We start from the raw sequence: 25,548 nt of genomic DNA, 5'->3' as shown, positions 1-25,548 counted from the left end.
CGCCGCCGCCGGGGTCGTCTCCGCGCGCGGGCCTCACCGCCGCCGCGCGCGCAGAACCAGCGTCCGGTACGGCAGCTCGACGGTCTCCCGGCCAACCAGGGCGGGGTGGGTGTCCAGGAGTTCGGCCAGTTCCCGCTCGACCCGCTGCCGATCCTCCGTGGAGGCGGTGAGCCAGTACGAACGGGTGCGGATCATGCCGAACACCTCGTCCGGGGTGAGCGTGGTGCGGTGGGTGAACTCGCCCAGCTCGATCGCGCCGAACGCGGGGCCGAAGTCCGCGTACCTGTCGACCAGGTTGGCGGACTTGTCCCCGATGTGGGCGATCCGGCTCAGCTCCGCCACCCAGTCGACCCGGTCGTCCCGGATGTTCCAGATCGGGGCGAAGGTGCCGCCGGGGCGGAGCACCCGGGCGATCTCGGCGTGCGCGGGTTCCCGGTCGAACCAGTGGTACGCCGTGCCGACCAGCACCGCGTCCGCCGCGCTGTCGGGCAGCGGCACCGCCTCGGCGCTGCCCGCGAGCGCCGTCGCGCCCGGGGTGCTCTCGGCGAGCTGCGCCCGCATCCCCGGATCGGGCTCGACGGGTACGACCTCGTGGCCCAGCGCCTGCGCGGCGCGGGTCAGGATGCCGGTGCCCGCTGCGAGGTCGACGACCCGGGCGTTGCTCAGCCCATCGAGTGCCCAGCGGACCGCAGCCTCGGGATAACGTGGCCGAAACCGGTCGTAATCACCCGCGGCGGCGCCAAAGGAGAGGGCATGTGTGTGATCGACCATGACGGGCAGGTTATCCGCTAACAGCCCTCGGGGCGCTTGAGTACGCTCGGGCCTGACCCCCTGTATCTCCGTGACGAGGAAACGTGCCGTGAGCGAGCAGAACGCCGTGCCAGTGGACCCCGCCGACGACCTTCCCGAGCAGATGAAGGTCCGCCGGGAGAAGCGGGACCGGATGCTCGCCGAGGGTGTCGAGCCCTACCCGGTCGGCTTCCCCCGAACGAACACCCTGGCGCAGGTCCGGGCGCGCTACGCCGACCTGCCGACCGACACCGCGACCGGTGACCAGGTCGCGGTCACCGGTCGAGTGATCTTCGTACGCAACACGGGCAAGCTCTGTTTCGCGACTCTCCGGGACGGCGACGGCACCGAGTTGCAGGCGATGCTCTCCCTGGACCGGGTCGGCCCGGAGCGGCTGGAGGCGTGGAAGCGCCTGGTCGACCTCGGTGACCACGTCGGCGTCACCGGTGAGGTGATCACCAGCCGGCGGGGTGAGCTGTCGGTGTTGGCGCAGCAGTGGGACATGACCGCCAAGGCGCTGCGACCGCTGCCGGTGGCGCACAAGCCCCTCTCCGAGGAGGCCCGCGTCCGGCAGCGTTACGTCGACCTGATCGTCCGGCCCCAGGCCCGGGAGATGGTCCGTACCCGGGCCGCCGCGGTACGCAGTCTGCGCGATTCACTGCACGGGCAGGGCTTCATCGAGGTGGAAACGCCGATGTTGCAACTGCTGCACGGTGGTGCCGCGGCTCGACCGTTCGTGACCCACAGCAATGCGTTGAACACCGATCTGTATCTGCGAATCGCGCCGGAACTGTTTCTCAAGCGCGCCGTGGTCGGCGGTGTCGACAGCGTCTTCGAGATCAACCGCAACTTCCGTAATGAGGGGATCGACTCTTCGCACTCGCCGGAGTTCGCGATGCTGGAGACGTACCAGGCGTACGGCGACTACGACACGATGGCCGAGTTGACCCGCAATCTCGTGCAACAGGCGGCGATCGCGGTCAGCGGCTCGATGGTGGTGACCCACGCCGACGGGCGGGAGTTCGACCTGGGCGGCGAGTGGCGGTCCGTGACGTTGTTCGGTGTGCTTTCCGAGGCGCTCGGCGAGGAGGTCACGGTCCGCACCGAACGCTCGCGCCTGGTGGAGTACGCGGACAAGGTGGGATTGGCCGTGGACCCGAAGTGGGGCCCCGGCAAGCTGGCCGAGGAACTGTTCGAGGAACTGGTCGTTCCGGGCCTGGAGGCGCCCACCTTCGTGCGGGACTACCCGGAGGAGACCAGCCCGCTCACCCGGGCGCACCGGAGCGAGCCGGGGCTGGCCGAGAAGTGGGACCTCTACGTGCTCGGCTTCGAGCTGGGGACCGCGTACTCCGAGCTGGTCGACCCGGTCGTGCAGCGGGAGCGGCTGGTGGCCCAGGCGCAGCTGGCCGCCCGTGGCGACGACGAGGCGATGCGTCTCGACGAGGACTTTCTCCGGGCGATGGAGTATGGAATGCCGCCGGCCGGCGGTATGGGAATGGGAATCGATCGCCTGTTGATGGCCCTGACCGGGCTCGGAATTCGGGAAACGATCCTCTTCCCGTTGGTCCGCCAGGAGTAGTCTCGGCCGGCCCACGCCGAGCCGTAACGGCATCCTATTGACGCGGCGAGCGGCACCCGGGTTATTGTGCTCTCGTTAGCAGGAGTGCCCTGCTCGAAAGGAATGTGGGACGTGGCCAAGCAGATCATTCACAAGCTGGTCGATGACCTGGACGGCGGGGACGCTGACGAGACCGTCAAGTTCGCCCTCGACGGCGTTCAGTACGAGATCGACCTGTCGAGTGCCAACGCCGCGAAATTGCGCGAGGCTTTTGCCTCGTACGTCGGCGCCGGCACCAAGGTCGGCCGGGGTGGCGTGGTGATCGGTGGACGGGCTGCCCGCGGTCGGGGTGGCGCGACCGCCGATCGGGAACAGAACAAGGCGATCCGGGAGTGGGCCAAGAAGGCTGGCAAGGACATCTCGGACCGGGGTCGTATCCCGCAGGAGATCGTCGACGAGTACCACGCTAAGCGCTGATCCGTCAGCAGCTTGGTGGCCAGCCGCCACCGTAGGCGACACCGACGCCGGGCCGGAGCAGTTCTCCGGGCCGGCGTCGCCGTATCCGCGACCGCGCCTGCCGGGCGTGTCCGGGTTTGGGGGTCGATGGCCCGCCGGGTCCGGGTTGCGGGGCCGGGAAGCATCTCGTGCCCGCCGGCGTTGTCCACAACCAGTGGGACAGCTATCCACAGCCTGTGGACAACCTTCCCCAGGGTCGGGCGCGGCGTTCGTCGTGACCTCCGGCCCGCCCGCCCGGAGCCTCCCGGAGTGCTTCCGGAGCCGGGATCGGGCGTCCGTCGCGCCATCCGGATTTCGCTCTGCGCGTAGCGACAGGGCTACCGGAACACCTCCTGAGCGCGGACGGTTGTGCAAAACGACGTGGAACCGACCCAGACCGGAGACACACGACCTCAGCTGAGTCGGTCAGCGACGATAGAGTAAGGAGGCACGGACGCCCGTCCCGGACGTTCGTGCACCGGCCCCGCCAAGATCTTGACCATCAAGGCGCACGGCACGTGAGGAGCACGAGGGCATGTTCGAGCGGTTCACCGACCGAGCGCGACGGGTTGTCGTCCTGGCCCAAGAAGAGGCCCGGATGCTCAACCACAACTACATCGGTACGGAACACATCCTGCTGGGCCTGATCCACGAAGGTGAAGGCGTCGCGGCAAAGGCCCTGGAGAGCCTCGGCATCTCCCTGGAGGGCGTCCGCCAGCAGGTCGAGGAGATCATCGGCCAGGGCCAGCAGGCGCCGAGCGGGCACATCCCGTTCACGCCGCGGGCCAAGAAGGTGCTGGAGCTGTCGCTGCGCGAGGCGCTGCAGCTCGGCCACAACTACATCGGCACTGAGCACATCCTGCTCGGTCTGATCCGTGAGGGCGAGGGCGTCGCCGCCCAGGTGCTGGTCAAGCTCGGCGCCGACCTCAACCGGGTCCGCCAGCAGGTGATTCAGCTGCTTTCCGGCTACCAGGGCAAGGAGCCTGCCGCGGCGGGCGCCGCGCCGGGTGAGGCCGCGCCGTCGACCAGCCTGGTGCTGGACCAGTTCGGCCGCAACCTGACTCAGGCCGCCCGCGAGGGCAAGCTCGACCCGGTCATCGGGCGCGAGAAGGAAATCGAGCGGGTCATGCAGGTGCTCTCCCGCCGTACCAAGAACAACCCGGTCCTGATCGGTGAGCCCGGCGTCGGTAAGACCGCCGTGGTGGAGGGGCTTTCCCAGAAGATCATCAAGGGCGAGGTGCCCGAGACTCTCAAGGACAAGCAGCTCTACACGCTCGACCTCGGTGCGCTCGTCGCCGGTTCCCGCTACCGCGGTGACTTCGAGGAGCGCCTCAAGAAGGTGCTCAAGGAGATCCGCACCCGCGGCGACATCATCCTGTTCATCGACGAGATCCACACCCTGGTGGGTGCGGGTGCCGCCGAGGGCGCGATCGACGCCGCGAGCATCCTCAAGCCGATGCTGGCCCGTGGTGAGCTGCAGACCATCGGCGCCACCACGCTGGACGAGTACCGCAAGCACCTGGAGAAGGACGCCGCGCTCGAGCGCCGGTTCCAGCCGATCCAGGTGGGTGAGCCGTCGCTGGCGCACACCATCGAGATCCTCAAGGGCCTGCGTGACCGGTACGAGGCGCACCACCGGGTGAGCATCACCGACGCAGCTCTCGTCGCTGCCGCAACTCTGGCCGACCGGTACATCTCCGACCGCTTCCTGCCGGACAAGGCGATCGACCTGATCGACGAGGCCGGTGCCCGGATGCGGATCCGCCGGATGACCGCGCCGCCAGACCTGCGTGACTTCGACGAGCGCATCGCCCAGGTGCGTCGCGACAAGGAGTCCGCGATCGACGCGCAGGACTTCGAGCGTGCCGCCCAGCTGCGCGACAAGGAGAAGCAGCTCCTCGGGCAGAAGGCTCAGCGGGAGAAGGAGTGGAAGGCCGGTGACCTGGACGTCGTCAGCGAGGTCGACGACGAGCAGATCGCCGAGGTGCTCGGCAACTGGACCGGCATCCCGGTCTACAAGCTGACCGAGGAGGAGACCTCGCGCCTGCTGCGCATGGAGGACGAGCTGCACAAGCGCGTCATCGGCCAGGAGGACGCGGTCAAGGCGGTCTCGAAGGCGATCCGGCGTACCCGGGCCGGCCTGAAGGACCCGAAGCGCCCGTCGGGCTCGTTCATCTTCGCCGGCCCGTCCGGTGTGGGTAAGACCGAGCTGTCCAAGGCGCTCGCCGAGTTCCTCTTCGGCAGCGAGGATGCCCTCATCCAGCTGGACATGTCCGAGTTCCACGACCGTTACACGGTCTCCCGGCTCGTGGGTGCCCCTCCCGGCTACGTCGGCTACGACGAGGGCGGGCAGCTGACCGAGAAGGTGCGGCGTCGGCCGTTCTCGGTGGTCCTCTTCGACGAGATCGAGAAGGCCCACCCGGACGTGTTCAACACGCTCCTGCAGATCCTCGAGGACGGTCGGCTCACCGACGGTCAGGGTCGGATCGTGGACTTCAAGAACACGGTCATCATCCTGACCACCAACCTGGGCACGCGCGACGTCGCCAAGGCGGTGTCGCTGGGCTTCCAGGCGTCGGAGGACTCCGAGTCCAACTACGACCGGATGAAGCAGAAGGTCAACGACGAGCTCAAGCAGCACTTCCGGCCTGAGTTCCTCAACCGGATCGACGACACCATCGTCTTCCACCAGCTGCGCCAGAACGAGATCCTCTCGATCGTGGACATCATGATCCAGCGGATCGAGACGCAGCTGCGCAACAAGGACATGGGTCTGGAGCTGACCGACAACGCCAAGAAGTACCTGGCGCTGAAGGGCTTCGACCCGGTGCTCGGTGCCCGTCCGCTTCGTCGCACGATCCAGCGCGACATCGAGGACAACCTCTCCGAGCGGATCCTGTTCAACGAGCTGACCCCGGGTCAGATCGTCGTGGTGGACTGCGAGGGCGACCCGAACGACATCGACAAGTCCAAGCTCGTCTTCCGGGGCGCGGACAAGCCGGTCGAAGTTCCGGACGCCGTGCCGGCCGACCTCGGTGGCACCGCCGCCGCGGGCGCCGACGAGTAGCCCAACCAGCAGCAAGGGGCGGGGCCCCGGTGGCGCAAGCCACCGGGGCCCCGCCTTTTCGCGCTACCACCGGGTCACCCGCCATACCGCTCACCCCGTCCAGGATCAGGCCTTGGTGTCCGGCGGGGTGCGGAAGTGCGGCGTGCGCGGGTCAGATAGTGAGGTCGGCGGTGGGGAGGGGCGGGCCGTCACCGACGAGGCGGAAGGAACCGGTGCCCGCCGGTTCGACCAGTCCGTCCTGCACCAGACCGGCCAGGGCGCGGGCACGTTGCACATCGTCCGTCCACACCTGGTCCAGTCGCTGCTGCGGGACCGGCCCGGTCGTCTCCCGGAGCACCCCGAGCAGCAGTCCGCGTACCTGCCGGTCGGTGCCCGCGTACCGCTGGGGTCGCCGGGTCGGCCCGGCCGGCGGCTCCTGTCCGGAGGCCCGCCATGCGCAGACCGACTCGACCGGGCAGGCCGTGCAGCGCGGTGATCGGGCGGTGCAGATCACGGCGCCCAGTTCCATGAACGCGGCGCTCGCCAGCGCTGCCGCAGCCGGCTCTGCCGGCAGCAGCTCCTCGGTGGCGACCAGGTCGGCCGGCCGGGTGACCGGCCCGGCATCCGGCTCACCGGCCACCGCCCGGCAGACCACCCGACGCACGTTGGTGTCGACGACGGGGTGTCGCTGCCCGTACGCGAACGCGGCCACCGCCCGCGCCGTATAGGTGCCGACCCCCGGCAGCGCCAGCAGTTGCTCCAGCCGATCGGGCACCTGGCCGCCGTGCCGGTCGACGATCGCGACCGCGCATTCCCGCAGCCGGACCGCCCGACGGGGGTAGCCGAGGCGTCCCCACATCCGGATCGCCTCGGCCGGGGTGTCCGCCGCCAGCGCGGCGGGGTCCGGCCAGCGGGCCAACCATGCCTGCCACGCCGGCACCACCCGGACCACGGGCGTCTGCTGGAGCATGACCTCGCTGACCAGGATGGCCCACGGGGTGACCCCGGGCTCACGCCATGGCAGGTCGCGGGCGTGCTGTTCGAACCATCGGCTGACCAGGGTGGCGAAGTCGGTTTGAGTCATGGCGCCGTCGATGATGTCACGCGGTGGGTTCCCGATGGTTGGGCGACTCGGGCGGGGTGCCACGGCGGCGCTCGACGGATCGGGGAGAATGCGCGAATGAACGAGCTCGCGATCACCGTCATCGGTCGGGACCGGCCGGGCATCGTGGCTGACGTCGCCGAGGTGCTGGCTCGGCTGGGCGCGAACCTCACCGACAGCACGATGACGCGGCTGCGGGGGCATTTCGCGATGACCCTGATCTGCACCGGGCCGGAGGCCGTCGAGGTCGAGGCCGCGCTGGCGCCGCTGGCCGCCGAGGGTCAGTTGCTGGCGACGGTACGCGCCGTCACCCCCGACGGGGAGGTACCTCCGGCGGGCGAGCCGTACGTGATGGCGGTGCACGGTTCGGACCGGATGGGCATCGTGGCGGCGATGACCCGGGTGCTGGTTGACGCCGGGGGAAACGTCACCGACCTGAGTACCCGGTTGGCCGGTTCGCTCTACGTGGTGCTGGCGGAGGTCGAGTTGCCGGCTGGTGTGGCCGACACGCTGATCGACCGGCTGCACCGGACGGCTGCCGAGTTGGGCGTGGAGGTCACCCTCCGGCCGGCGGACCCGGATCTGTTGTGACCGGCGACGAGGGCCGGCCGGACGTCGGGACGTACGCCGGTCTGGGGGGCTGGACACCGGAGTCGCTGGATGTGCCGGGCGAGGTGCGGGCGGTGATGTCCGCCCCGCACCCGGTGCTGAGCCGGGCCGCTGACGAGGTCGACCCCACGGCGAAGGAGACGATTCAGCTCGCGGCCGATCTGGTCGCCACGATGAGGGTCTCGCCGGGCTGCGTTGGGCTGGCCGCGCCGCAGGTCGGGGTTGGCGCCCGTGTCTTCGCCGTCGATGTGACCGGCCATCCGAAGGCGGTCACCGTGCATGGGACCTTCGTGCTCTGTAATGCCCGGGTGGTCGAGGCCACCCGCTGGAAACCGGGCCGGGAGGGGTGCATGTCGGTGCCGGACCTGACCGGGGACGTGAAGCGGGCCAGTCGGCTGGTGGTGGAAGGTGACCTGCCCGGCACCGGCGAGCCCGTCCGGCTGGTGACCGACGGCTTCGAGGCGCGGGCGTTGCAGCACGAGATCGACCACTGCGCGGGGCTGCTCTTCCTCGATCGGGTGGCCGGGGCGCACGCCGTCTATCAGCGCAAGGTCTACCTCTGATCGGGTGCCGGACGATCGAGGGTTCCGTCCTCATTGGAGGATGGAAGGTGCGTCCGGGTGGGGCTCCGGCGCGTCGCGCCGCACTGGCGCGCACAGCGCGGCTACGGTGGAGGGCATCATGCGTCTGACGGTCGGCCCCCTGCCACCCGCCGTGTACTGGCGGCGTCGCGCCGTCGTACTCGGAGCGGGGTTTCTCTTCCTGATTGTCCTGCTCTATTCCTGCACCGGTTCGGGTCGTCCCGACGACGGCCGGCAGGCGGGGTCGACGACGACCTCGACGCCGACCTCGACGTCGACGTCCGCCGGGTCGCCCGGGCCAAGCGGTCCGGTGCTGACACCGCAGACCGGTGCTCCGCCGACGTCCGCCGACCCCGGCGCGACGAATCCGGGCCCCGCGATCACCAGCAACGAACAGCCGCCGGGCTCGGCCGCTGGTTCGGAGGACGACGGCACCTGCACCAACGAGGAGATCAGCGTGGTTTCGGTGGCGAGCCCAGCCTCGGTCCAGCGGGGGGCGGTGGTCGACCTGCAACTCAAGATCCAAAACACGTCGGACCGGACGTGCAGCCGGAACGTCGGCGCGGATCTGCAGGAGATCTTCATCAAGTCCGGTGCCGAGAAGATCTGGTCGTCGGACACCTGCGGCAAGGTCAAGGGCTCGGACGTGCAGTCCTTCACGCCCGGCTTCGTGCGCTCCTACCAGGTCGCGTGGAACGGACGGGACACGAGCCGGTGCGACGGCAACGGGCTGGCCGCCGGCCCCTTCCCGCCGCTCGGGACGTACCAGGTGTTCGCCCGGGTCGGCACGAAGCTGAGCGCGCCCGTGAAGCTCACCGTCACCGGCTGACCCGGGTCAGACGTACCGCTCCAGGATTGATGCCTCGGCGAGCCGGGACAGCCCCTCACGGACGCCACGGGCCCGGGCGTCACCCACCCCCTCGACGGCCTGCAGATCCTCCACGGTCGCGCCCAGCAGCCGCTGGAGGCTGCCGAAATGCACCACCAGGCGGTCGACCACCGCCACCGGCAGTCGGGGCACCTTGGCCAGCAGTCGGAAGCCGCGAGGGCTGACCGCGGCGTCCAGCGCGTCGGAAGCGGCCGGGTAACCGATCGCCTTGGCTACCGACACCAGATCGATCAGCTCGGTGGCACCGAGCAGGTCCAGCTCGACCAGCGCCTCGTCCAGCGTGCGCGACTTACGGCCGACGGGCAGATAGTCCCGGATGACCAGCGTCCGGTCGGCGTCCACGCCGGCCATCAGCTCGTCGAGCTGCAGGGCGAGCAGGCGGCCGTCGGTGCCCAACTCCACCACGTACCCGGCGATCTCGTCGGCGATCCGGCGGACCATCTCCAACCGCTGCACCACCGCCACCGCGTCCCGGACGGTGACCAGATCCTCGATCTCCAGTGCGGAGAGCGTGCCGGAGACCTCGTCGAGCCGGAGCTTGTAGCGCTCCAGGGTGGCGAGCGCCTGGTTGGCCCGGGAGAGGATCGCCGCCGAGTCGTCGAGCACGTGCCGCTGGCCGTTGACGTAGAGGCTGATGATCCGCATCGACTGGCTGACCGAGATGACCGGGTAGCCGGTCTGGCGAGCCACCCGCTCGGCGGTGCGGTGTCGGGTGCCGGACTCTTCCGTCGGGATGGACGGGTCGGGCATCAGGTGCACGGCCGCGCGGACGATCCTGGTGCCGTCGCTGGAAAGCACGACGGCGCCGTCCATCTTGCACAGCTCGCGTACCCGGGTCGCCGAGAACTCCACATCCAGCGGAAAGCCGCCGGTGCACAGGCCCTCGACGACCTTGTCGTAGCCGAGCACGATGAGCGCGCCGGTGCGGCCGCGCAGAATGCGCTCCAAACCGTCGCGCAAGGCGGTGCCGGGGGCCATCAGGGCGAGGTTGGCCCGTAGCGGATCTCCGGCGCTCCCGGCGGCTCCCGCGGTCACGTTCACGCTGATCGGGCGGGCGGGCGAGCCCACGGCGCCGGTGCGGGCCTGGGGCGGCGCGCCGGCTGGCTTGGTGGTATCGCGGTCGATCGGCACGGGCACAGTCTACGGACTGCCGTGCGGTGGGTGCTGTCGTGGTTACTGTGATGTGTCACGATGCGGCCCTTCCACGCGTTTCCCGCTTGCGACGTGCTGTCCGGTATCGCCGTTCTCGTCGGCATGGTGGGTCACTCGGCGGACGCGCGAGCCGCATGGTGCAGGGCCGAACGAACATCCGTGACCTCGGTCACCCGCATCTGTTCGGGGCCGGCGCCGGTGCTGGCCGGGCCGCAACCGGGAGGCACCAGGGCCACCTTGAACCCCAGCCGGGCCGCCTCGGCCAGCCGGCGCGGCACCGCACCGACCCGGCGCACCTCGCCGGTCAGCCCCACCTCGCCGATCGCCACCAGGTGCGGTGCGATAGCCAGGTTGAGCCCGCCCGAGGCGACCGCCAACGCGACCGCCAGGTCGGCGGCCGGCTCCACCACCCGGATGCCGCCCACCGTGGCGGCGAAGACCTCCCGGTCGTGCAGGGTCAGCCGCTCGGTGCGCCGTTGCAGCACCGCGAGCACCATCGCCAGTCGCGCCGAGTCGAGGCCGGAGACGGTGCGCCGGGGAGAGCCGGCCACCGTTGCGCCGATCAGGGCCTGCACCTCGGTGACCAGGGCCCGCCGCCCCTCCATGGCCACGGTCACGCAGGTGCCGGGGACCGGCTCCGCGTAGCGGGTCAGGAACAGCCCGGACGGGTCGGCGAGGCTGCTGATGCCACCCTCGTGCATCTCGAAGCAGCCAACCTCGTCGGCCGCGCCGAACCGGTTCTTCACGCCGCGCACCAGGCGCAGCGAGGAGTGCTTGTCGCCCTCGAAGTGCAGCACCACGTCGACCAGGTGCTCCAGCACCCGGGGCCCGGCCACCTGGCCGTCCTTGGTGACGTGCCCGACCAGCACGGTGGCGATGCCCCGCTCCTTGGCGACCGAGACCAGCGCGGACGTGACCGCGCGCACCTGGGTGACCCCACCGGGCACCCCCTCGGTGCCGGTGGTCGAGATGGTCTGCACCGAGTCGAGCACCAGCAGGCCCGGTTTGACCGCGTCGAGGTGCCCGAGCACCGCCGCCAAGTCGCTCTCGGCCGCAAGGTAGAGCTGGTCGTGCAGGGTGCCCATCCGCTCGGCGCGCAGGCGCACCTGGCTGACCGACTCTTCGCCGCTGACCACCAGGGAGGGGCTGCCGGCGCCCACCGCCCACTGCTGCGCCACGTCCAGCAGCAGGGTCGACTTGCCCACGCCCGGCTCGCCGGCGAGCAGCACCACGGCACCGGGGACCAGGCCGCCGCCGAGCACCCGGTCGAGCTCGCTCACGCCGGTGGGACGGGCGCGTGCCGGAGCGGCGCTGATGGTGGCGATCGGCCGCGCCGGCTCGGCCGGCATCCGGGAGCTGACCACCCGACCGGAGACGGTCGGGCCCGTCACCGTGCTCTCGACCACCGCGCCCCACTCGCCGCACTCCGGACAGCGCCCCACCCATTTGGGCGGCTGGTGCCCGCAGGCGTCGCACTCGTAGGCCGGACGCGGTTCGCGGGTGGTGGACCGCCCACGGGCGGCACCGGCCGTGCCGCCACGCGGAGGGGTTGATCGGGAGGTGGTCACATCAGGACGCTAGCCCTCGCGTACGACGAAAACACCCCGGCGTGGTGGTCACCACGCCGGGGTGTTCGTCGATGTGAAGGTCGGTCACTCGTGGGTCGTGCCGCCCTCGTCGCCCTCGTAGCCGCCCTCGCGCTCGATGATCGGCGAGGGGGGTGCGGCCGGGGTGAGCGGCACGGCGATCGGCGCCGGGCCGGTGACCGTGTTGCCGTTACCGAAGTCGAAGGTCACGAAGACGTTCTGGCCCGAGCGCAGAGCCTCGGTCAACCCGATCAGCCGAAGCTGCGTGGTGGCCTCGGAGTTGAGCTGGATGTAGCTCAGCGGAGCCAGCTCGATCCGGGCCGGCTGACCCGGGGCGGCCGGACTGGCCGAGCCCGACGCCCGCGCCGACTCCGGCGCGGACGGGGTGGCCGAGGACGACCCGGTCTCGGACGGGGTCGCCGACGGGCTGGCCGAGCGGGACCCGGAGGTCGACGGGCTGACCGAGCCGGACGGGGACGGGCTGGCGGAGGCGGCCTCCGAGGCCGACGGCGACGGGCTCGCCGAGCCGCCGCTGATCACCACCTCGCGGGCGCTCTCGGTGGTGACGGTGACCGTCACCGTCTCCTTCGAGTCGTTGTAGATCACGGCGCTGAGCGGAGCATCCTGGCCGGCCCGGTAGCCCTCGGTGCCCGGGTAGTCCACCAGCAGGCCACGTACGGAGAAGGAGCCGTTGTTGGTCGTGAGGTTGACGCCCTGGACCGACGGCTCCTTGTTGGCGGTCTCGGCGATCTGACCGGTGCCGCATCCGGACGCCAGCAGACTTGCCGCAGCAATTCCGGACAACAACAGGGCCGCCCGCCGGGATCCCCTGATCGAGCGCGTCACGTCGGTCCTCCTCGTCACAATCCCCACCCGGCCGCACGCCGGGCACGGTGGCCATACCCGCGCAGACCGCGCTCCAGGGTAGTTGGGACTGATCGAGGCCCGCACGCGGACCCGGCATTGCCACCTACCCGGGTGCCGTTCACACCACCCGACCGCTCGCGACCAGCAGGACCACGTCGATCAGGGCCACCAGCATCACCGCGCGGAACGCGGACACCGGCCGCCGGCCGGCCCGGACCGCCGAGCGTCCGGCGTACCAGCTCAGCGGCGGGACCACGGCGGCCGTGCCGACCGCCGCCATCCCGACGGCCGACGGTGGCCCGGGTGGCCCGAGGACCAGGGCAGCGGTCGCCACGAGGAGCAGACCGGCCGCCGCCGCCCGGCTGCCGGCGGCGCCCAGCCGGTGCGGCAGGCCGCGCACCCCGGTCCGAGCGTCGTCGGCCAGGTCTGGCAGCACGTTGGCGAAGTGCGCGCCCGCGCCCAGGCACGCCGCCGCCGCCAGCAGCCAGGCCGGTGGGGTCGGCTGGCCGGGCAGCGCCAGCACCACGAAGGCGGGCAGCGCGCCGAAGGAGACGGCGTACGGCAGCACCGAGAACGCGGTGGCCTTGAGCGGCCAGTCGTAGAGCAGCGCGGAGACCAGGGCGAGGGTCAGCCAGAACGCCGCCGTCGGGTTCGTGGTCAGCGCCAGCAACGGGCAGGCCACCGCGGCGGCCGCCGCGGCCCAGGCCGTGGCGCGCCGACCGACCGCGCCGGCGGCGACCGGTTTGTCGGTACGCCCCACAGTGGCGTCCCGCTCGGCGTCGAGTGCGTCGTTGGTCCAACCGACGGCGAGCTGGCTGGCCAGCACGGCGAGCACCACCGAGACGATTCCGGCAGGCCGGTGGCCCACTCCCCACGCCAGGAGACCGGCCACCGTGGTCACCGCTGCGGCCGGTTCCGGATGGCTCGCTCTGACCAGCCCTAACACCCTCGACGACATAAGGGAAGTCTGGTCGTTACCGAGCAGTCGTGCCACGCTCGGTGCCATGCGAAAGGTGGCTGCGGCCGCGGCGTCCACCGGTTCCCGGGTGCTGCCGCGTAACGATCCGCGCCAGTACGACGACCTGGCCGGTGAGTGGTGGCGGCCGGATGGCGCGTTCGCGATGCTGCACTGGCTGGCCGAGGCCCGCGCGGCGCTGGTGCCACCGGCCACCCGCCCCGACGCGGTGCTGGTCGATCTGGGCTGCGGCGCCGGTCTGCTCGCGCCGCACCTGAGCGGAAAGGGCTACCACCACGTTGGCGTGGATCTGACCCGCTCGGCGCTGGTCCAGGCCGCCGAGCACGGGGTGCGCGTGGTCCAGGGTGATGTCACGGCGGTCCCGCTGCCGGATGGTTGCGCCGACGTGGTCTCCGCGGGCGAATTGCTGGAGCATGTCCCGGCCTGGCCGCGCGCGGTGGCCGAGGCGTGCCGACTGCTCCGCCCGGGCGGCCTGCTGGTGTTGGACACACTGAACGACACGGCGCTGGCCCGGCTGGTCGCGGTCCGGATCGCCGAGCGGCTGCCGACGGTGCCGCGCGGCATCCACGATCCACGGCTCTTCGTGGACGCCCGGGCGTTGGTGGCCGAGTGCGCCCGGCACGGCGTCGACCTGCGGCTGCGGGGCATCCGTCCGCAGATCGGCGGTGTGGTCGCCTGGCTGCTGCGCCGTGCCCGCGCGGCTGGGACGCCCGATGCGGCGCCTGCCGGGCGCGCCCCGCGCATCGTGCCGACCCGATCGACCGCCGTGTTGTACCAGGGCCGGGGGGTCCGCAAAGGATAGTCGGATCGTGGCGGGGTATGGGACGCCGAGGAGGGGGCGAGATGACGGTGCACGCGCTTGAGGCGGCCCGCCGGTTGGCGCCGCGGTTCGCCGCGCGGGCGGCAGAGCACGACCGGGACGGTTCCTTCCCGGTGGATGATTTCCGTGACCTGCGGGAGGCTGGCCTGTTCGGGCTGATGGTGCCCCGGGCGCTGGGGGGCCTGGGAGCCAGCTTCGCCGAGTACGCCGCGGTGGCCACCGAGCTTGCCCGGGGCAACGGCGCGACCGCCCTGGTGTTCAACATGCACGCCTCGGTGACCGGCGCGTTGGGCGCGGTCACCGAGGAGTTGGCCGAGGCGCTGGGCGTGCCGGACGAGGCGTTGGCCGCACGGGACCGGCTGCTCACCGCCGCGGCACGGGGCTCCTGGTACGCGGTCGCGATGAGCGAGCGTGGCGCCGGTGCCCGGCTGTCCCAGCTGAGCACGGTCTACGAGGCGACCGACGGGGGTTGGCATCTGAAGGGCAGCAAGACCTTCTGCTCGGGCGCCGGGCACGCCGACGGTTACCTGGTGGCGGCGCGCAGTGCCGCCGACCAGTCGGTGGTCTCGCAGTTCCTGGTGCCGGCCGGCGACGGTCTGACCGTGGAGCCGACCTGGGACTCGCTCGGCATGCGCGCAACCTCCTCGCACGACCTGCACCTGGACGTGACCGTGCCGGCCGACCGGCTGCTCGGCGGGGTGGAGGGGCTGGCCCTGGTGGTCGCCCAGCTGATGCCGCACTGGCTGGTGGCCAGCTACGCGGCCGTCTACGTGGGGGTGGCCCGGGCGGCGATCGACGCGGCGGCCGAGCATCTCAACGCCCGCAACCTGGCCGGCCTGCCGGCGGTGCGGGCCCGGCTCGGGCGGGCGGACGCGGCGACGGCAGCCGCGCAGTTGGTGGTCGCCGAGGCAGCCCGCCGGGTGGACGAGGCGCCGGGCGACGTGGAGACCAACCGCTGGGTGTGGCGGGCGAAACTGCTCGCCGGCACCACGGCCGCCGAGGTCGCGGCGTCGGTGCTGGAGGCGGCGGGCACCTCGGCTACCCGCCGTGGGCATCCGTTGGAGCGGCTCTACCGCGATGCCCGCTGCGGCTCACTGCACCCGGCCACGTCGGATGTCTGCGCCGACTGGCTCGGCATCGCCGCGCTGGGTGGCGACCCGGACCGCGACGGATCGGCACCGCGCTGGTGAGCCGGCCCTGTGGGCTTCGCGCGGGGGATGGCCCGGCCGAGGTGGCCGGGGTGACGGCCAGGGGGAGGACAGCATCTGACGAGAGGTGGGGATCGTGTCCGTACCAGTGATCGCGGGGCTCGGGACTGCACAACCGCCGTCCGCCTCGCAGGACGAGTTGTGGGAGGGCTTCTTCTCCCGGCACTTCTCCGGTACCACCCGGTCGTTGGCCCAGCGGATCTTCGCGAACTCGGGGGTCACCCGGCGGCAGGCCGCCGTGAACCCTCTCCTGGAGGACGTCTCGGACTGGCCGACCGAGCGCCGGATGCGCCGCTACCAGGTGGAGGCTCTGCCGCTGGGCAAGGAGGCGGTGGGCCGTGCGTTGACCGCCGCCGGGCTGGGCGCCGGCGACATCGGGTTGTTCATCGTCTGCTCCTGCACCGGGTACGCCACTCCTGGGCTGGACATCCTGCTCGCCCGGGACCTCGGCATGGCCGCGGACACCCAGCGGATGTTCATCGGCCACATGGGCTGTTACGCGGCTCTGCCGGGGCTCGGCGCGGCGAGTGACTTCGTCACCGCCCGGGGGCGGCCGGCGCTGCTGCTCTGCGCGGAGCTGACCAGCCTGCACATCCAGCCGTCGAGCGCCAGGGTGGACACCCAGCAGATCGTCTCCCACGCGCTCTTCTCCGACGCCGCCGTCGCCGCCGTGGTCGTGCCGGGCGGCCCGGGGTACGCGTTGCGCGAGGTCACCTCCGTCACCGACACCTCGACCGCCGACCACATGACCTGGGACGTCACCGACGCGGGCTTTCGGATGGGGTTGTCACCGAAGGTGCCGCAGGTGCTGTCGAGGCACGTCCGCGGGCTGGTCGACGACCTGCTGGCCCGGCACGGTGTCACGAGTTCCGACGTGGACGGTTGGGCGGTGCACCCGGGCGGGCCGCGGATCCTCAACGTGGTCGAGCGGGAGTTGGTCCTGCCCCCGCAGGGGCTGGCGGCGTCCCGGGCGACGCTTGACGAGCACGGCAACTGTTCGTCGCCGACGGTGCTGCTGATCCTGGATCGACTGGGCCGCGCGACGCCGGCGGCTCGACGCGTCGTCATGCTGGCGTTCGGCCCCGGTCTCACGCTCTATGCCGCTATGCTCGATCGACAAGAGTGATCGCCCGGTAGGGCGGCGGGTACGCTCACCGCCATGGACACGGCGGATGACCGGCTGCGCTCGGCGGTGCTGGGCGGGGTGGCCCTGGTCGCGCTCGCGGTGGGCGGCTGGTGGTGGCGGGCCGCGGCGCCCGCCCCGGTGGCCGCGCCGGTCGGCCGGCCGATGGCCGAGGCGAGCGTCAGCACCCAACTGGAACGTGTCCTTGCCGACGGTGCGCCCGATGAGCGGGTGGAAATGCGGGTGGATTCGCAGACCGGCGAGGTCGTCCGGATGCGGGACGACGCGAGGGTGACGATCGACGCGGCGACGGGCACGATCACCGACATCGACGGCGATCCGCGGGCGCTCTTCCCGGCCGGTGATCTGCCCGCGTTCCGCGAGACGATCTGGCGGGAGCAGAGGGAACTTGCTCCTGGTCAGGGGGTGGCCCGGCAGTCCACCGATGACGGCTCCCGCTACCTGCTTCAGTACCGGTGCACCCGGCCCGGCACCCTGCAGGTGACGGTCACTGGCGCCTCGATCATCGGGTCGCCCCGGATCGACTGCGACGGCACCATCGCCAATGTCGAGGTGCTTCCCGCCAGCGGGCCGATCCGGGTGTCGCTGGCGACGGTTGGTGATCGGGAGATCGACGTCCAGGCGCAGCTCGTCGCGCTGCCCCGCTAGCTCGCCGGCCAGGCGGGGGTCAGGCGGCGAGGGCGCGCAGGTCTTCCCGGTACGCGTCGACCGGGCCAAGGTCGGGCAGCACCCGGGTCACCACGCCGGTGCGGTCGACCAGGAGGGCGGTCGCGGTGCCGGGGCGGGCCGGTTGGCCCAGGAACGAGCGCAGCCCGCCGGCGGGGTCGGCCAGCGCGCGGGCGTGCCGGGGGTTGGCTGGCCGGGCCGGGACCGTGCGCCCTCCGGTGACGGTGACCACGGAGACGCCGACGGGCGCAGCCGCCAGGGCGTCGGCCACGCGGTCCGGGCAGGGACAGCCGTCCAACAGGATGATCATGGCGGGCAGCAGGCTGCGCAGTGGCACCGGTGCCTCGCTCCCGTCGACCAGGTCCAGTGCGGGCAGCGCCTGCCCGGCGAGGGACGCAGATGGCTGGTAGGGCGCCGGGGTCGGGCTGTCGGTTCCGCGGTTGGCCCGGGGCCAGGTGACCAAGAGCAGCCCGGCCAGCGTGGTGAGGACCGCCACCAGCAGGACCAGCAGTGGCAGGCCGAGAGCCCGGTGGCCGCCGGGTGGGCCGGTGGGCCGGCGCAGCTCGCGGCGGATCTGGGTGGCCTCGGCGGCGAGTGCGGAGGCGTCGTCGGGGACCACCACCCGGCCCCACTCGGGTGGCAGGCCGGGCAGGCCGTCGGCTGGCCCGTGGCCCTCTGCGTCCGGCTTGCCCATCGGACCTCCTGGAAGCGTCTCGAGAGCGGAGTGCGGCTCGCTCTCCAGGGTCGCGTACGGAGGGCTCCTGCCGCTACACCTGGGCGCAGTCCCGCCAGCCGGAGTACCATGGGAGGAGCGCATAGCCCTTGATCTCGACGTTCTGTTCACCCGTACCGGGAAGTCATCCCATCGTTACGGAGCGTGTTCGAACCATTGGTTTGACCGCCTGTCAAGCTGAAGCAAGACCTCTCACAGGGCCCCTGAGCTGCGCCAACGGTCAGGACATCGGTGAGACATCGCTGCCTGACCGTGTTACCCTAGACACAGCGAAAGGGGTTTCGAACCTATGGTTTTCAGTGTCGGCGAGACCGTTGTTTACCCCCACCACGGGGCCGCACTCATCGAGGCAATCGAGACTCGGGTCATCAAGGGCGAGCCTAAGCAATACCTCGTCCTGAGGGTCGCGCAGGGTGACCTGACGGTCCGGGTGCCGGCCGAGAACGCCGAGATCGTGGGCGTTCGCGAGGTGGTCGGCGAAGAGGGCCTCGGTAAGGTCTTCGACGTTCTGCGGGCTCCGCACACCGAGGAGCCGACCAACTGGTCGCGGCGTTACAAGGCCAACCTGGAAAAGCTGGCCTCCGGCAACCCGCTGAAGGTCGCCGAGGTCGTGCGTGACCTGTGGCGCCGTGAGCGGGAGCGAGGCCTCTCTGCGGGCGAGAAGCGGATGCTCGCCAAGGCCCGCGACATTCTCGTCGGCGAGGTCGCGCTGGCTGAGAAGAGCACCAAGGATGAGGCGGAGACGCTGCTCGACAAGGTCCTCACCGAGGCCTAGTCCGCACAGCATCGTCGTACCCACTTCGTAGCGAAGAAACCACCGAGGACCGCGACGTGACCGCGCAGCTCAACCCGCGCGGTGACGTCGCGGTCCTTGTGCCTGCGGCGGGTGCCGGCGTACGGCTCGGCCCCGGCCGACCCAAGGCGCTGCGCCTGCTGGCCGGTGAACCGCTGCTGGTGCACGCCGTGCGTCGGCTGGCCGCCGCACCATCGGTGCACACGATCGTGGTGGCCGCGCCGGTCGCCGAGGTGACGGCCGTCCGGGAGTTGCTGGCCCCGGTCGCACCGGTGATCGTGGTTCCGGGCGGCGCGGAACGTCAGGCGTCGGTGGCCGCCGCGCTGGCCGCGGTGCCCGCCGGTCCGACGATCGTCCTGGTGCACGACGCCGCTCGGGCGCTCACCCCGCCTGAGCTGGTCGAATCCGTCGCGGCAGCGGTCCGCGACGGGTGTGACGCGGTGATCCCGGTCCTGCCGGTCGTCGACACGATCAAGGAGGTCGGTGCCGGCGAGGTGGTGCTCGGCACCGTGGATCGTTCCGCTCTGCGCGCGGTGCAGACCCCGCAGGGTTTCCGCCGGACCGTGCTCACCGCCGCGCACGCCGCCGCCGGCGACTCCCTCACCGACGACGCTGGGCTTGTCGAGAAGCAGGGCGTCAGGGTGAGCTGCGTGCCGGGCTCGGAATACGCCCTGAAAATCACCCGCCCGTTCGATCTGGCTCTGGCGGAGCACCTGCTTGCCGCTGCCGACTGACGCGTACCCTCTGATCATGATCGTTCCCCGGGTGGCCATCGGCACCGACGTGCACGCGTTCGAGCCTGGCCGGCCCTGCTGGGTGGCCGGGCTGCTCTGGCCCGACCAGGACGGCCTGGCCGGGCACTCGGACGCGGACGTCGTCGCACACGCCGCCTGCAACGCGCTGCTCTCCGCCGCCGGCCTCGGTGATCTCGGCGCCGCCTTCGGGGTGGGTGAGCCGGAGTGGGCGGGCGCGTCCGGTGTGGCCCTGCTGACCGAGACGGCCCGGCGGGTGCGGGCAGCCGGGCTGGAGATCGGCAACGTGTCCGTGCAGGTCGTCGGCAACCGCCCCAAGATCGGCCGGCGTCGTGTGGAGGCCCAGCAGGTGCTCTCCGCCGCCGTCGGCGCCCCGGTCACCGTCTCCGCCGCGACCAGCGACGGGCTCGGCTTCACCGGTCGCGAGGAAGGGCTGGCCGGCATCGCGGTGGCCCTGGTGTACGACGCGCCGGCCGCCTAGGCTCGCCGCGATGTCCAGCGACCCCGCCCCCGACCGGTCCGCCGCCGACGGTTACGTCCAGCGGGCCCAACTTCTCGCCGAGCTCGGCCGTCACGACGAGGCAGCCGGGGAGCTGACCTACGGGCTGGCCCTGCGGCCGGACGACGTGGACGCCCTCACCATGCTGGCCCGGGTGCACCTGGCCGCCGACCGCCCGGCCGAGGCGCTCACCGCTGCGGACGCGGCCGTGGCCGCCGCACCGGAGGCCCTCCCGCCGCTGGTCGCCCGGGGCATGGCGTTGGCCGACCTGGAGCGTTACTCCGAGTCGGCCGTCACCGCCGACCGGATCCTCGCCCTCGGCCCGGCCGACGCGTACGCCCAGCGGAGCGCGGCGGCGATCCTGGCCGGCGCCCGCAACGGTCAGCCGGCGCTGAACGCGGCCTGGCGCGGCGTCGAGCTGGCCCCGGACGAGCCGCAGGCGCACCTGGTGCTGAGCCTGGTCGCCGCCCGGCTGGACCTGTTCGACCTGGCCGAGCGTGCCTACCGGGAGGCGTTGCGGCTCGACCCGCGCATCGCCGACGCCGCGCACGACGTGGGTGTCATGCGGCTGGAGCAGCGGCGCTGGTCGGAGGCGTTGGAACACGTCGCCGAGGCGGTGACGGCCAGCCCGAGCCGAATCGACTCGCCACGGACCCTCGCGTACGGGCTGCACCGCCTGGTGCTCTACGGCGCGGGTTGGTCGCTGGTGGCGGCGGTGCTGGTTGCGTTCGCGGCCTCGGCGAGCGACGGGTTCTCCCGCATCCTGGCGGTGCTCGCCGCGCTCACCGGCGGGATCGTCGTCTGGCAGCTCGCGGCTCGGTTGCCGGGGCTGACCCGGACCGTTCTGCCCGCCCTGCTGCACTCGGACCGGGCGATGGCCCTGGCGATCTACGCCGTGGCCGCCGCGCCGGTGCTGCTGCTGGTGTACGCGGTGGTCGGCTCGCCGTGGCCACTGGTGCTGGCCATCGCCGCCACTGCGGTCGCCGAGTTCGCCGTCTTCACCCGCACTGCCATCCGCTGACGGCGGGAGGCCGGGAGGGCGTCAGGCTGGGGTGAGGAGGCAGAACTCGTTGCCTTCCGGGTCTGCGAGGACGGTCCACCTAACGCTTTGATCTAGGTCGATGGCGGTGGCGCCGAGAGTCCGCAGTCTGGCCGCCTCGGCCTCCAGGTCGTCGCCCGGGTATGGGCGGACGTCGAGATGGACGCGGTTCCACACGCTCTTCACCTCGGGCGTGCGGAGGAACTGCAGATATGGGCCGACGCCCTTGGCGGAGCGCAGTACCGCCCTGTGGTCGGTCACCTCGTGCAGGTCCCAGTCCGTGGCCTTGCCCCAGAAGCGGGCCATGGCTCGCGGATCCGCGCAGTCGACCACCACCGCGGCGATCGGCCCGGTGTCGCGGTAGAGCGGCCGGGGGTCCAGCACGCAGAACTCGTTGCCCTCTGGGTCAGCCATGACCGTCCATGGGACGTCGCCCTGACCCACGTCGGCAGCGGTTGCGCCGAGATCCTTCAGGCGCGCGACCACCTCCGCCTGATGGGCCACCGAGGTGGTGGCGAGGTCGACGTGCACGCGGTTCTTCACCGTCTTGGGTTCCGGGGAGACGACGAGGTCGATGCAGACAGCGACCGGGTCGGGGTAGACGAAGCCCTCGGGTTCGAGGTTTGTCACGCCGGGACCCTCGCTGGAGACTCCCCAGCCGAGCGCCTTCGCCCAGAAACCGCCCAGCGCGGAGTCGTCCCGAGCCTTCATGTTGATTTGAACGAGCCTCGTTGCCATGCCGGCGATACTAGGGCCCGCCGAGTCGGCGGTGGTGCCCTAGGCGCGACGCGCCCAGGTCCAGGCGTACCCCTCGTCCTCGCAGTCGCTGGCGGCGTCGCAGAGATCCAGGGGGCGGAAGGTGTCGACCATGACGGCCAGCTCGTCGAAGTAGTCCGCACCGATGGAACGCTCGGCGGCACCCGGCTGGGGGCCGTGGGTGAAACCGGACGGGTGCAGGGAGATCGAGCCCTGCTCGATGCCGGAGCCGCGCCGGGCCTCGTAGTTGCCCCCGGTGTAGAAGAGCATCTCGTCGGAGTCGACGTTGTGGTGGTTGTACGGCACCGGGATCGCGTCCGGGTGGTAGTCGACCTTGCGGGGCACGAACGAGCAGATGACGAAGTTGGGGCCCTGGAAGGTCTGGTGCACCGGCGGGGGCTGGTGGATGCGGCCGGTGATCGGCTCGAAGTCGTGGATGGAGAACGCCCACGGGTAGAGGTGCCCGTCCCAGCCGACCACGTCGAACGGGTGGTGGGCATAGACGTAGCGAGTCCAGCCGCGTCGGTGCCGGACCAGCACCTCGACCTCCTCGCCGTCGACGAGCAGCGGGGCGTCGGGGCCGCGGACGTCGCGCTCGCAGTACGGCGAGTGCTCCAGGAACTGGCCACGGACGGAGAGGTAGCGCTTGGGCGGCCCGATGTGGCCGTTCGCCTCGATGGTGAGCAGTCGGGCGGGCTGGTCGCCGGTGGGCACCAGCCGGTGGATGGTCGAGGTGGGGATGATGACGTAGTCGCCGGCGACCGCGTCCAGCACCCCGAACGGCGACTCGACCCGCAGCGTGCCCGCCTCGACGTAGAGGCAGTGGTCGCCGGTGGCGTCGCGGAACAGCGGCGAGGGCCGGTCGGCGAGCACGTAACCGATCCGTACGTCGTCGTTGGCGAGCAGGTACTGCCGGCCGAGGACCGGGTCGGCGTCGCCGGTGTCGAGCTTGTGGGTGCGGAGGTGGCGCGGCTTGAGCGGCAGGTTCGGCGAGCGGGTGAACGCGGGCGGGGTGAACTCGTCGGCGGCCAGGATCGCGGTGGGGGCGTGCCGGTGGTAGAGCAGGGACGAGTCGGAGGAGAAGCCCTCCTGGCCCATCAGCTCCTCGGCGTAGAGGCTGCCGTCGGGCTGACGGAACTGGGTGTGGCGCTTTCGCGGCACGTCGCCGACGCTGCGGTAATACGGCATCTCGCCTCCCGATATGTCCCGTTCACCGGCCAGAAGCGTCCGATAATCGGACGCTGTTGTCCGTTCCTCGTAGCGTCCCGTACATTCTTGTTCCGTGTCAACGCAGGTGCCCGCACTCCTCGACGGCCTGGTGGATGACGCCGCCGTCTTCCCTCCGGGCAGCGCCACGCTGCCCGACGCCCTGGCCGCACACCGTCGGCACCGCACCGCCTGGTACGCCGACCTGGTCGGCCCGCTGCTGGTCCCGGCCTCGACCTTGACGCGCGGCGACCTGAGCGGCCTCGTCGACCCGGGCGAGGGCCTGGTGGTCGGCGTGATCGGTGACACCGGGATCGGGAGCCTGCCATTGGCGCTGTCGTTCCTCGCGCCGGACGGCGTCACCGCCCGACAGGTCGAGGTCGCGGTCGCCCGGCGGGGCGAGGACCCACTGCCCGGCATCGCCGAGCTGCTGCGGGTGGCCGACTCCCTGCCGGACGTCGAGGCCGTCTACGCCGAGCTGCCGCTGACGTTCGGGCTGATGGGCGCGTTGGACGCGCTCGCCGCCGCCCGGGCCGACGGGGTGCCGGTCGCGGCCAAGTTCCGCACCGGTGGGCTGGCCGCCGAGCTCTTCCCCACCCCGGCCGAGCTGGCCGCGGTGATCTGCGCCTGCCGGGACCGCGACCTGCCGTTCAAGCTGACCGCGGGGCTGCACCAGGCGGTCCGGCACCTCGACCCGGAGACCGGGTTCATCCACCACGGCTACGCCAACGTGCTGGCCGCGACCCTGGCGGCCGCTCACGGTGGCGGTGTGAACGGGGTCTCCGAGCTGCTCACCGTCACCGACCCGCGCCCGCTGCTGGAGCGAACGACCGGCCGGCTGGACACGCCCCGCCCACTCTGGGTCGGCTTCGGCTCGTGCAGCATGCTGGAACCACTGACCGATCTGATCCGGCTTGGGCTGGTGAACGGGGGCTACGACGCATGACCTGGGTGACCGGCGCCGACGCTTCGCCGTACGGGGTGACGAACCTGCCGTACGGGGTGTTCCGGCAGGACGGGGGTCAGGCGCGGATCGGCGTACGGATCGGGTCATGGGTGTTCGACCTGGCCGCGGCGGAGGCCGCCGACCTGGTGCTGGCCGCCGGTGCGCTGTGCCGGCCCACCCTCAACGACTTCATGGCGCTGGGCCGTCCGCAGTGGACGTCGGTGCGACAGCGGATCACCGAGCTGCTGACCGACCCGGCGCACCGGGCTGCGGTGGAGCCGCTGCTGGTGCCCCTCGGCGACGTGGAGTTGCTGCTCCCGATCGAGGTGGCCGACTACGTCGACTTCTACTCCTCCGAGCACCACGCGGCGAACGTCGGTCAGATCTTCCGCCCCGGCCAGCCGCCGCTGCTGCCCAACTGGAAGCACCTGCCGATCGGCTACCACGGGCGCGCCGGCACGGTGGTCGTCTCCGGCACTCCGGTGATCCGCCCGACCGGGCAGCGCGCCTCCGCCGACGGCCCGGTCACCGGCCCATCGGTACGCCTCGACATCGAGGCCGAGGTCGGTTTCGTGGTGGGCGTACCCAGCCCGCTGGGCGATCGGGTGTCCGTCGACGACTTCGCCGACCACGTCTTCGGGGTGGTGCTGGTCAACGACTGGTCAGCGCGGGATATCCAGGCCTGGGAGTACCAGCCACTCGGTCCGTTCCTCGGCAAGTCGTTCGCCACCTCGGTCTCGGCCTGGGTGACACCGCTGGACGCGCTCAGTGATGCCTTCGTTCCGGCCCCCGACCAGGACCCGCCGGTGGCCGACTACCTGCGCGACGTGCCGCACCTGGGCCTGGACCTCCGACTGGCGGTCGAGTGGAACGGCGAACAGGTCAGCGAACCCCCGTTCGCCAGCATGTACTGGACGCCGACACAGCAGTTGGCGCACCTCACCGTCAACGGCGCGTCGCTGCGCACCGGCGACCTGTACGCCTCGGGCACCGTCTCCGGCCCGGACCGGTCGCAGGTCGGATCCTTCCTGGAGCTGACCTGGGGTGGGGCCGAGCCGGTGAAGGTGGGCGACGAGAGCCGCACCTTCCTCGCCGACGGTGACACGGTGACCATCACCGCCACCGCCCCCGGCCCGGACGGCACCACCATCGCCCTCGGCGAGGTCACCGGCACGGTTCGTCCGGCCCGCTGAGGGGGCACGCGCCGCCCGTCTCGTCCATGGGATCGGTGATCGCACCGGCTGTGCGATCACCGGCCCGGGTTGACCCGTTGATCGTCCGGATTCCGTTGCCTCGCCGCGCGATCCGGGCCGGGCTGTGCGCGGCTGCCAGCGGT

Annotated in this window: 25 protein-coding genes; 16 read left to right on the top strand and 9 right to left on the bottom strand. The window is 71.6% G+C overall.

All coding sequences use genetic code 11. The annotated features are described in order from the left end of the window. Positions 1–33: 33 nt before the first annotated feature. On the bottom strand, positions 34–771 hold the full coding sequence (locus ACQEUX_RS25780; RefSeq protein ID WP_433053386.1) for a class I SAM-dependent methyltransferase: 738 nt from the start codon (positions 769–771) through the stop codon (positions 34–36). A gap of 88 nt (positions 772–859) precedes the next feature. Between ACQEUX_RS25780 and lysS the strand changes: the two genes are divergently transcribed. The 3 genes from lysS (at position 860) to ACQEUX_RS25765 (ending at position 5,909) form a co-directional block, all read left to right on the top strand. Beyond that, positions 860–2,368 carry a lysine--tRNA ligase gene (gene lysS, locus ACQEUX_RS25775; RefSeq protein WP_433053383.1) on the top strand — a complete coding sequence of 503 codons (1,509 nt, stop codon included), beginning with the start codon at positions 860–862 and terminating at the stop codon, positions 2,366–2,368. A 111-nt stretch (positions 2,369–2,479) separates the two neighbouring features. Then, positions 2,480–2,824: a histone-like nucleoid-structuring protein Lsr2 gene (locus ACQEUX_RS25770; RefSeq protein WP_433053380.1), complete on the top strand. Its 345-nt coding sequence runs from the start codon at positions 2,480–2,482 to the stop codon at positions 2,822–2,824. 553 nt (positions 2,825–3,377) lie between these two features. Next, the gene (locus ACQEUX_RS25765; protein ID WP_433053377.1) at positions 3,378–5,909 is read left to right on the top strand and encodes an ATP-dependent Clp protease ATP-binding subunit; all 2,532 of its coding nucleotides are present in this window, start codon (positions 3,378–3,380) and stop codon (positions 5,907–5,909) included. A 151-nt stretch (positions 5,910–6,060) separates the two neighbouring features. Here the strand turns inward: ACQEUX_RS25765 and ACQEUX_RS25760 are convergent, their stop codons facing one another. Further along, positions 6,061–6,972: an A/G-specific adenine glycosylase gene (locus tag ACQEUX_RS25760; RefSeq protein ID WP_433053370.1), complete on the bottom strand. Its 912-nt coding sequence runs from the start codon at positions 6,970–6,972 to the stop codon at positions 6,061–6,063. 96 nt (positions 6,973–7,068) lie between these two features. Here ACQEUX_RS25760 and ACQEUX_RS25755 point away from each other — a divergent pair, with 96 nt between their 5' ends. From ACQEUX_RS25755 to ACQEUX_RS25745, 3 genes are all read left to right on the top strand, one after another. Further along, positions 7,069–7,581 (top strand): glycine cleavage system protein R, encoded by a 513-nt coding sequence (locus ACQEUX_RS25755; protein WP_433053368.1) that lies wholly within the window; start codon positions 7,069–7,071, stop codon positions 7,579–7,581. 95 nt (positions 7,582–7,676) lie between these two features. Continuing rightward, positions 7,677–8,162, top strand: a complete 486-nt coding sequence (locus ACQEUX_RS25750; protein ID WP_433057132.1) for a peptide deformylase — start codon at positions 7,677–7,679, stop codon at positions 8,160–8,162. 118 nt (positions 8,163–8,280) lie between these two features. Then, the gene (locus ACQEUX_RS25745; RefSeq protein ID WP_433053365.1) at positions 8,281–9,009 is read left to right on the top strand and encodes a hypothetical protein; all 729 of its coding nucleotides are present in this window, start codon (positions 8,281–8,283) and stop codon (positions 9,007–9,009) included. 6 nt (positions 9,010–9,015) lie between these two features. On the opposite strand, the gene disA is transcribed toward ACQEUX_RS25745, so the two are convergent. From disA to ACQEUX_RS25725, 4 genes are all read right to left on the bottom strand, one after another. Further along, the gene (gene disA / locus ACQEUX_RS25740; RefSeq protein ID WP_433053362.1) at positions 9,016–10,200 is read right to left on the bottom strand and encodes a DNA integrity scanning diadenylate cyclase DisA; all 1,185 of its coding nucleotides are present in this window, start codon (positions 10,198–10,200) and stop codon (positions 9,016–9,018) included. A gap of 131 nt (positions 10,201–10,331) precedes the next feature. Next, positions 10,332–11,789 (bottom strand): DNA repair protein RadA, encoded by a 1,458-nt coding sequence (gene radA, locus ACQEUX_RS25735; RefSeq protein WP_433053359.1) that lies wholly within the window; start codon positions 11,787–11,789, stop codon positions 10,332–10,334. Positions 11,790–11,873: 84 nt separating this feature from the next. After that, positions 11,874–12,653 carry a hypothetical protein gene (locus ACQEUX_RS25730; protein ID WP_433053356.1) on the bottom strand — a complete coding sequence of 260 codons (780 nt, stop codon included), beginning with the start codon at positions 12,651–12,653 and terminating at the stop codon, positions 11,874–11,876. Positions 12,654–12,792: 139 nt separating this feature from the next. Then, entirely contained in the window at positions 12,793–13,632 is an 840-nt protein-coding gene (locus tag ACQEUX_RS25725) for a UbiA family prenyltransferase (RefSeq protein ID WP_433053353.1), read from the bottom strand. Between the two features lie 46 nt (positions 13,633–13,678). Between ACQEUX_RS25725 and ACQEUX_RS25720 the strand changes: the two genes are divergently transcribed. The 4 genes from ACQEUX_RS25720 to ACQEUX_RS25705 all read left to right on the top strand — a co-directional run bounded on the left by ACQEUX_RS25720 (position 13,679) and on the right by ACQEUX_RS25705 (position 17,470). Continuing rightward, positions 13,679–14,452, top strand: coding sequence for a class I SAM-dependent methyltransferase (locus tag ACQEUX_RS25720; protein ID WP_433053350.1), 774 nt, complete (start codon positions 13,679–13,681; stop codon positions 14,450–14,452). 41 nt (positions 14,453–14,493) lie between these two features. Then, on the top strand, positions 14,494–15,660 hold the full coding sequence (locus tag ACQEUX_RS25715; protein ID WP_433053345.1) for an acyl-CoA dehydrogenase family protein: 1,167 nt from the start codon (positions 14,494–14,496) through the stop codon (positions 15,658–15,660). Positions 15,661–15,754: 94 nt separating this feature from the next. Then, positions 15,755–16,804 (top strand): type III polyketide synthase, encoded by a 1,050-nt coding sequence (locus tag ACQEUX_RS25710; protein WP_433053342.1) that lies wholly within the window; start codon positions 15,755–15,757, stop codon positions 16,802–16,804. Positions 16,805–16,837: 33 nt separating this feature from the next. Further along, positions 16,838–17,470 (top strand): hypothetical protein, encoded by a 633-nt coding sequence (locus ACQEUX_RS25705; RefSeq protein ID WP_433053339.1) that lies wholly within the window; start codon positions 16,838–16,840, stop codon positions 17,468–17,470. Positions 17,471–17,489: 19 nt separating this feature from the next. On the opposite strand, the gene ACQEUX_RS25700 is transcribed toward ACQEUX_RS25705, so the two are convergent. Then, positions 17,490–18,182 (bottom strand): hypothetical protein, encoded by a 693-nt coding sequence (locus tag ACQEUX_RS25700; RefSeq protein WP_433053335.1) that lies wholly within the window; start codon positions 18,180–18,182, stop codon positions 17,490–17,492. A gap of 328 nt (positions 18,183–18,510) precedes the next feature. Between ACQEUX_RS25700 and ACQEUX_RS25695 the strand changes: the two genes are divergently transcribed. From ACQEUX_RS25695 to ACQEUX_RS25680, 4 genes are read left to right on the top strand one after another with little or no spacing between them, the layout of a single operon-like run. Next, the gene (locus ACQEUX_RS25695) at positions 18,511–18,996 is read left to right on the top strand and encodes a CarD family transcriptional regulator (protein WP_007073334.1); all 486 of its coding nucleotides are present in this window, start codon (positions 18,511–18,513) and stop codon (positions 18,994–18,996) included. A 56-nt stretch (positions 18,997–19,052) separates the two neighbouring features. Continuing rightward, positions 19,053–19,748 carry a 2-C-methyl-D-erythritol 4-phosphate cytidylyltransferase gene (gene ispD, locus ACQEUX_RS25690; RefSeq protein WP_433053332.1) on the top strand — a complete coding sequence of 232 codons (696 nt, stop codon included), beginning with the start codon at positions 19,053–19,055 and terminating at the stop codon, positions 19,746–19,748. Positions 19,749–19,761: 13 nt separating this feature from the next. Beyond that, positions 19,762–20,247, top strand: a complete 486-nt coding sequence (gene ispF, locus ACQEUX_RS25685) for a 2-C-methyl-D-erythritol 2,4-cyclodiphosphate synthase (RefSeq protein ID WP_433057130.1) — start codon at positions 19,762–19,764, stop codon at positions 20,245–20,247. A 10-nt stretch (positions 20,248–20,257) separates the two neighbouring features. Further along, the gene (locus ACQEUX_RS25680; protein ID WP_433053329.1) at positions 20,258–21,286 is read left to right on the top strand and encodes a tetratricopeptide repeat protein; all 1,029 of its coding nucleotides are present in this window, start codon (positions 20,258–20,260) and stop codon (positions 21,284–21,286) included. A 21-nt stretch (positions 21,287–21,307) separates the two neighbouring features. Here the strand turns inward: ACQEUX_RS25680 and ACQEUX_RS25675 are convergent, their stop codons facing one another. Further along, the gene (locus tag ACQEUX_RS25675; protein ID WP_433053326.1) at positions 21,308–22,042 is read right to left on the bottom strand and encodes a VOC family protein; all 735 of its coding nucleotides are present in this window, start codon (positions 22,040–22,042) and stop codon (positions 21,308–21,310) included. A 39-nt stretch (positions 22,043–22,081) separates the two neighbouring features. Then, the gene (locus ACQEUX_RS25670) at positions 22,082–23,248 is read right to left on the bottom strand and encodes a homogentisate 1,2-dioxygenase (protein ID WP_433053323.1); all 1,167 of its coding nucleotides are present in this window, start codon (positions 23,246–23,248) and stop codon (positions 22,082–22,084) included. 94 nt (positions 23,249–23,342) lie between these two features. Between ACQEUX_RS25670 and ACQEUX_RS25665 the strand changes: the two genes are divergently transcribed. Then, complete coding sequence (locus tag ACQEUX_RS25665; RefSeq protein ID WP_433053320.1) at positions 23,343–24,212, top strand: hypothetical protein; 870 nt, start codon at positions 23,343–23,345, stop codon at positions 24,210–24,212. Beyond that, on the top strand, positions 24,209–25,405 hold the full coding sequence (fahA, locus tag ACQEUX_RS25660) for a fumarylacetoacetase (protein WP_433053317.1): 1,197 nt from the start codon (positions 24,209–24,211) through the stop codon (positions 25,403–25,405). The genes ACQEUX_RS25665 and fahA overlap by 4 nt, the downstream gene beginning before the upstream one ends. Positions 25,406–25,548 lie beyond the last annotated feature (143 nt).

It is taken from the genome of Micromonospora sp. CA-259024 (genome assembly GCF_050936255.1).
GTDB lineage: Bacteria > Actinomycetota > Actinomycetes > Mycobacteriales > Micromonosporaceae > Micromonospora.
The sequence above is the reverse complement of the archived record's forward strand: the minus strand, read 5'-3'. Positions and strand labels throughout refer to the sequence as shown.

Excerpts from the sequence above, each read along its gene's own strand:
- ACQEUX_RS25780 (WP_433053386.1), bottom strand. The coding sequence starts at position 771 with ATGGTCGATCACACACATGCCCTCTCCTTTGGCGCCGCCGCGGGTGAT.
- ACQEUX_RS25765 (WP_433053377.1), top strand. The coding sequence starts at position 3,378 with ATGTTCGAGCGGTTCACCGACCGAGCGCGACGGGTTGTCGTCCTGGCC.
- ACQEUX_RS25760 (WP_433053370.1), bottom strand. The coding sequence starts at position 6,972 with ATGACTCAAACCGACTTCGCCACCCTGGTCAGCCGATGGTTCGAACAG.
- ACQEUX_RS25755 (WP_433053368.1), top strand. The coding sequence starts at position 7,069 with ATGAACGAGCTCGCGATCACCGTCATCGGTCGGGACCGGCCGGGCATC.
- ACQEUX_RS25750 (WP_433057132.1), top strand. The coding sequence starts at position 7,677 with ATGTCCGCCCCGCACCCGGTGCTGAGCCGGGCCGCTGACGAGGTCGAC.
- ACQEUX_RS25745 (WP_433053365.1), top strand. The coding sequence starts at position 8,281 with ATGCGTCTGACGGTCGGCCCCCTGCCACCCGCCGTGTACTGGCGGCGT.
- ACQEUX_RS25725 (WP_433053353.1), bottom strand. The coding sequence starts at position 13,632 with ATGTCGTCGAGGGTGTTAGGGCTGGTCAGAGCGAGCCATCCGGAACCG.
- ACQEUX_RS25720 (WP_433053350.1), top strand. The coding sequence starts at position 13,679 with ATGCGAAAGGTGGCTGCGGCCGCGGCGTCCACCGGTTCCCGGGTGCTG.
- ACQEUX_RS25715 (WP_433053345.1), top strand. The coding sequence starts at position 14,494 with ATGACGGTGCACGCGCTTGAGGCGGCCCGCCGGTTGGCGCCGCGGTTC.
- ACQEUX_RS25705 (WP_433053339.1), top strand. The coding sequence starts at position 16,838 with ATGGACACGGCGGATGACCGGCTGCGCTCGGCGGTGCTGGGCGGGGTG.
- ACQEUX_RS25700 (WP_433053335.1), bottom strand. The coding sequence starts at position 18,182 with ATGGGCAAGCCGGACGCAGAGGGCCACGGGCCAGCCGACGGCCTGCCC.
- ACQEUX_RS25695 (WP_007073334.1), top strand. The coding sequence starts at position 18,511 with ATGGTTTTCAGTGTCGGCGAGACCGTTGTTTACCCCCACCACGGGGCC.
- ACQEUX_RS25680 (WP_433053329.1), top strand. The coding sequence starts at position 20,258 with ATGTCCAGCGACCCCGCCCCCGACCGGTCCGCCGCCGACGGTTACGTC.
- ACQEUX_RS25675 (WP_433053326.1), bottom strand. The coding sequence starts at position 22,042 with ATGGCAACGAGGCTCGTTCAAATCAACATGAAGGCTCGGGACGACTCC.
- ACQEUX_RS25670 (WP_433053323.1), bottom strand. The coding sequence starts at position 23,248 with ATGCCGTATTACCGCAGCGTCGGCGACGTGCCGCGAAAGCGCCACACC.
- fahA (WP_433053317.1), top strand. The coding sequence starts at position 24,209 with ATGACCTGGGTGACCGGCGCCGACGCTTCGCCGTACGGGGTGACGAAC.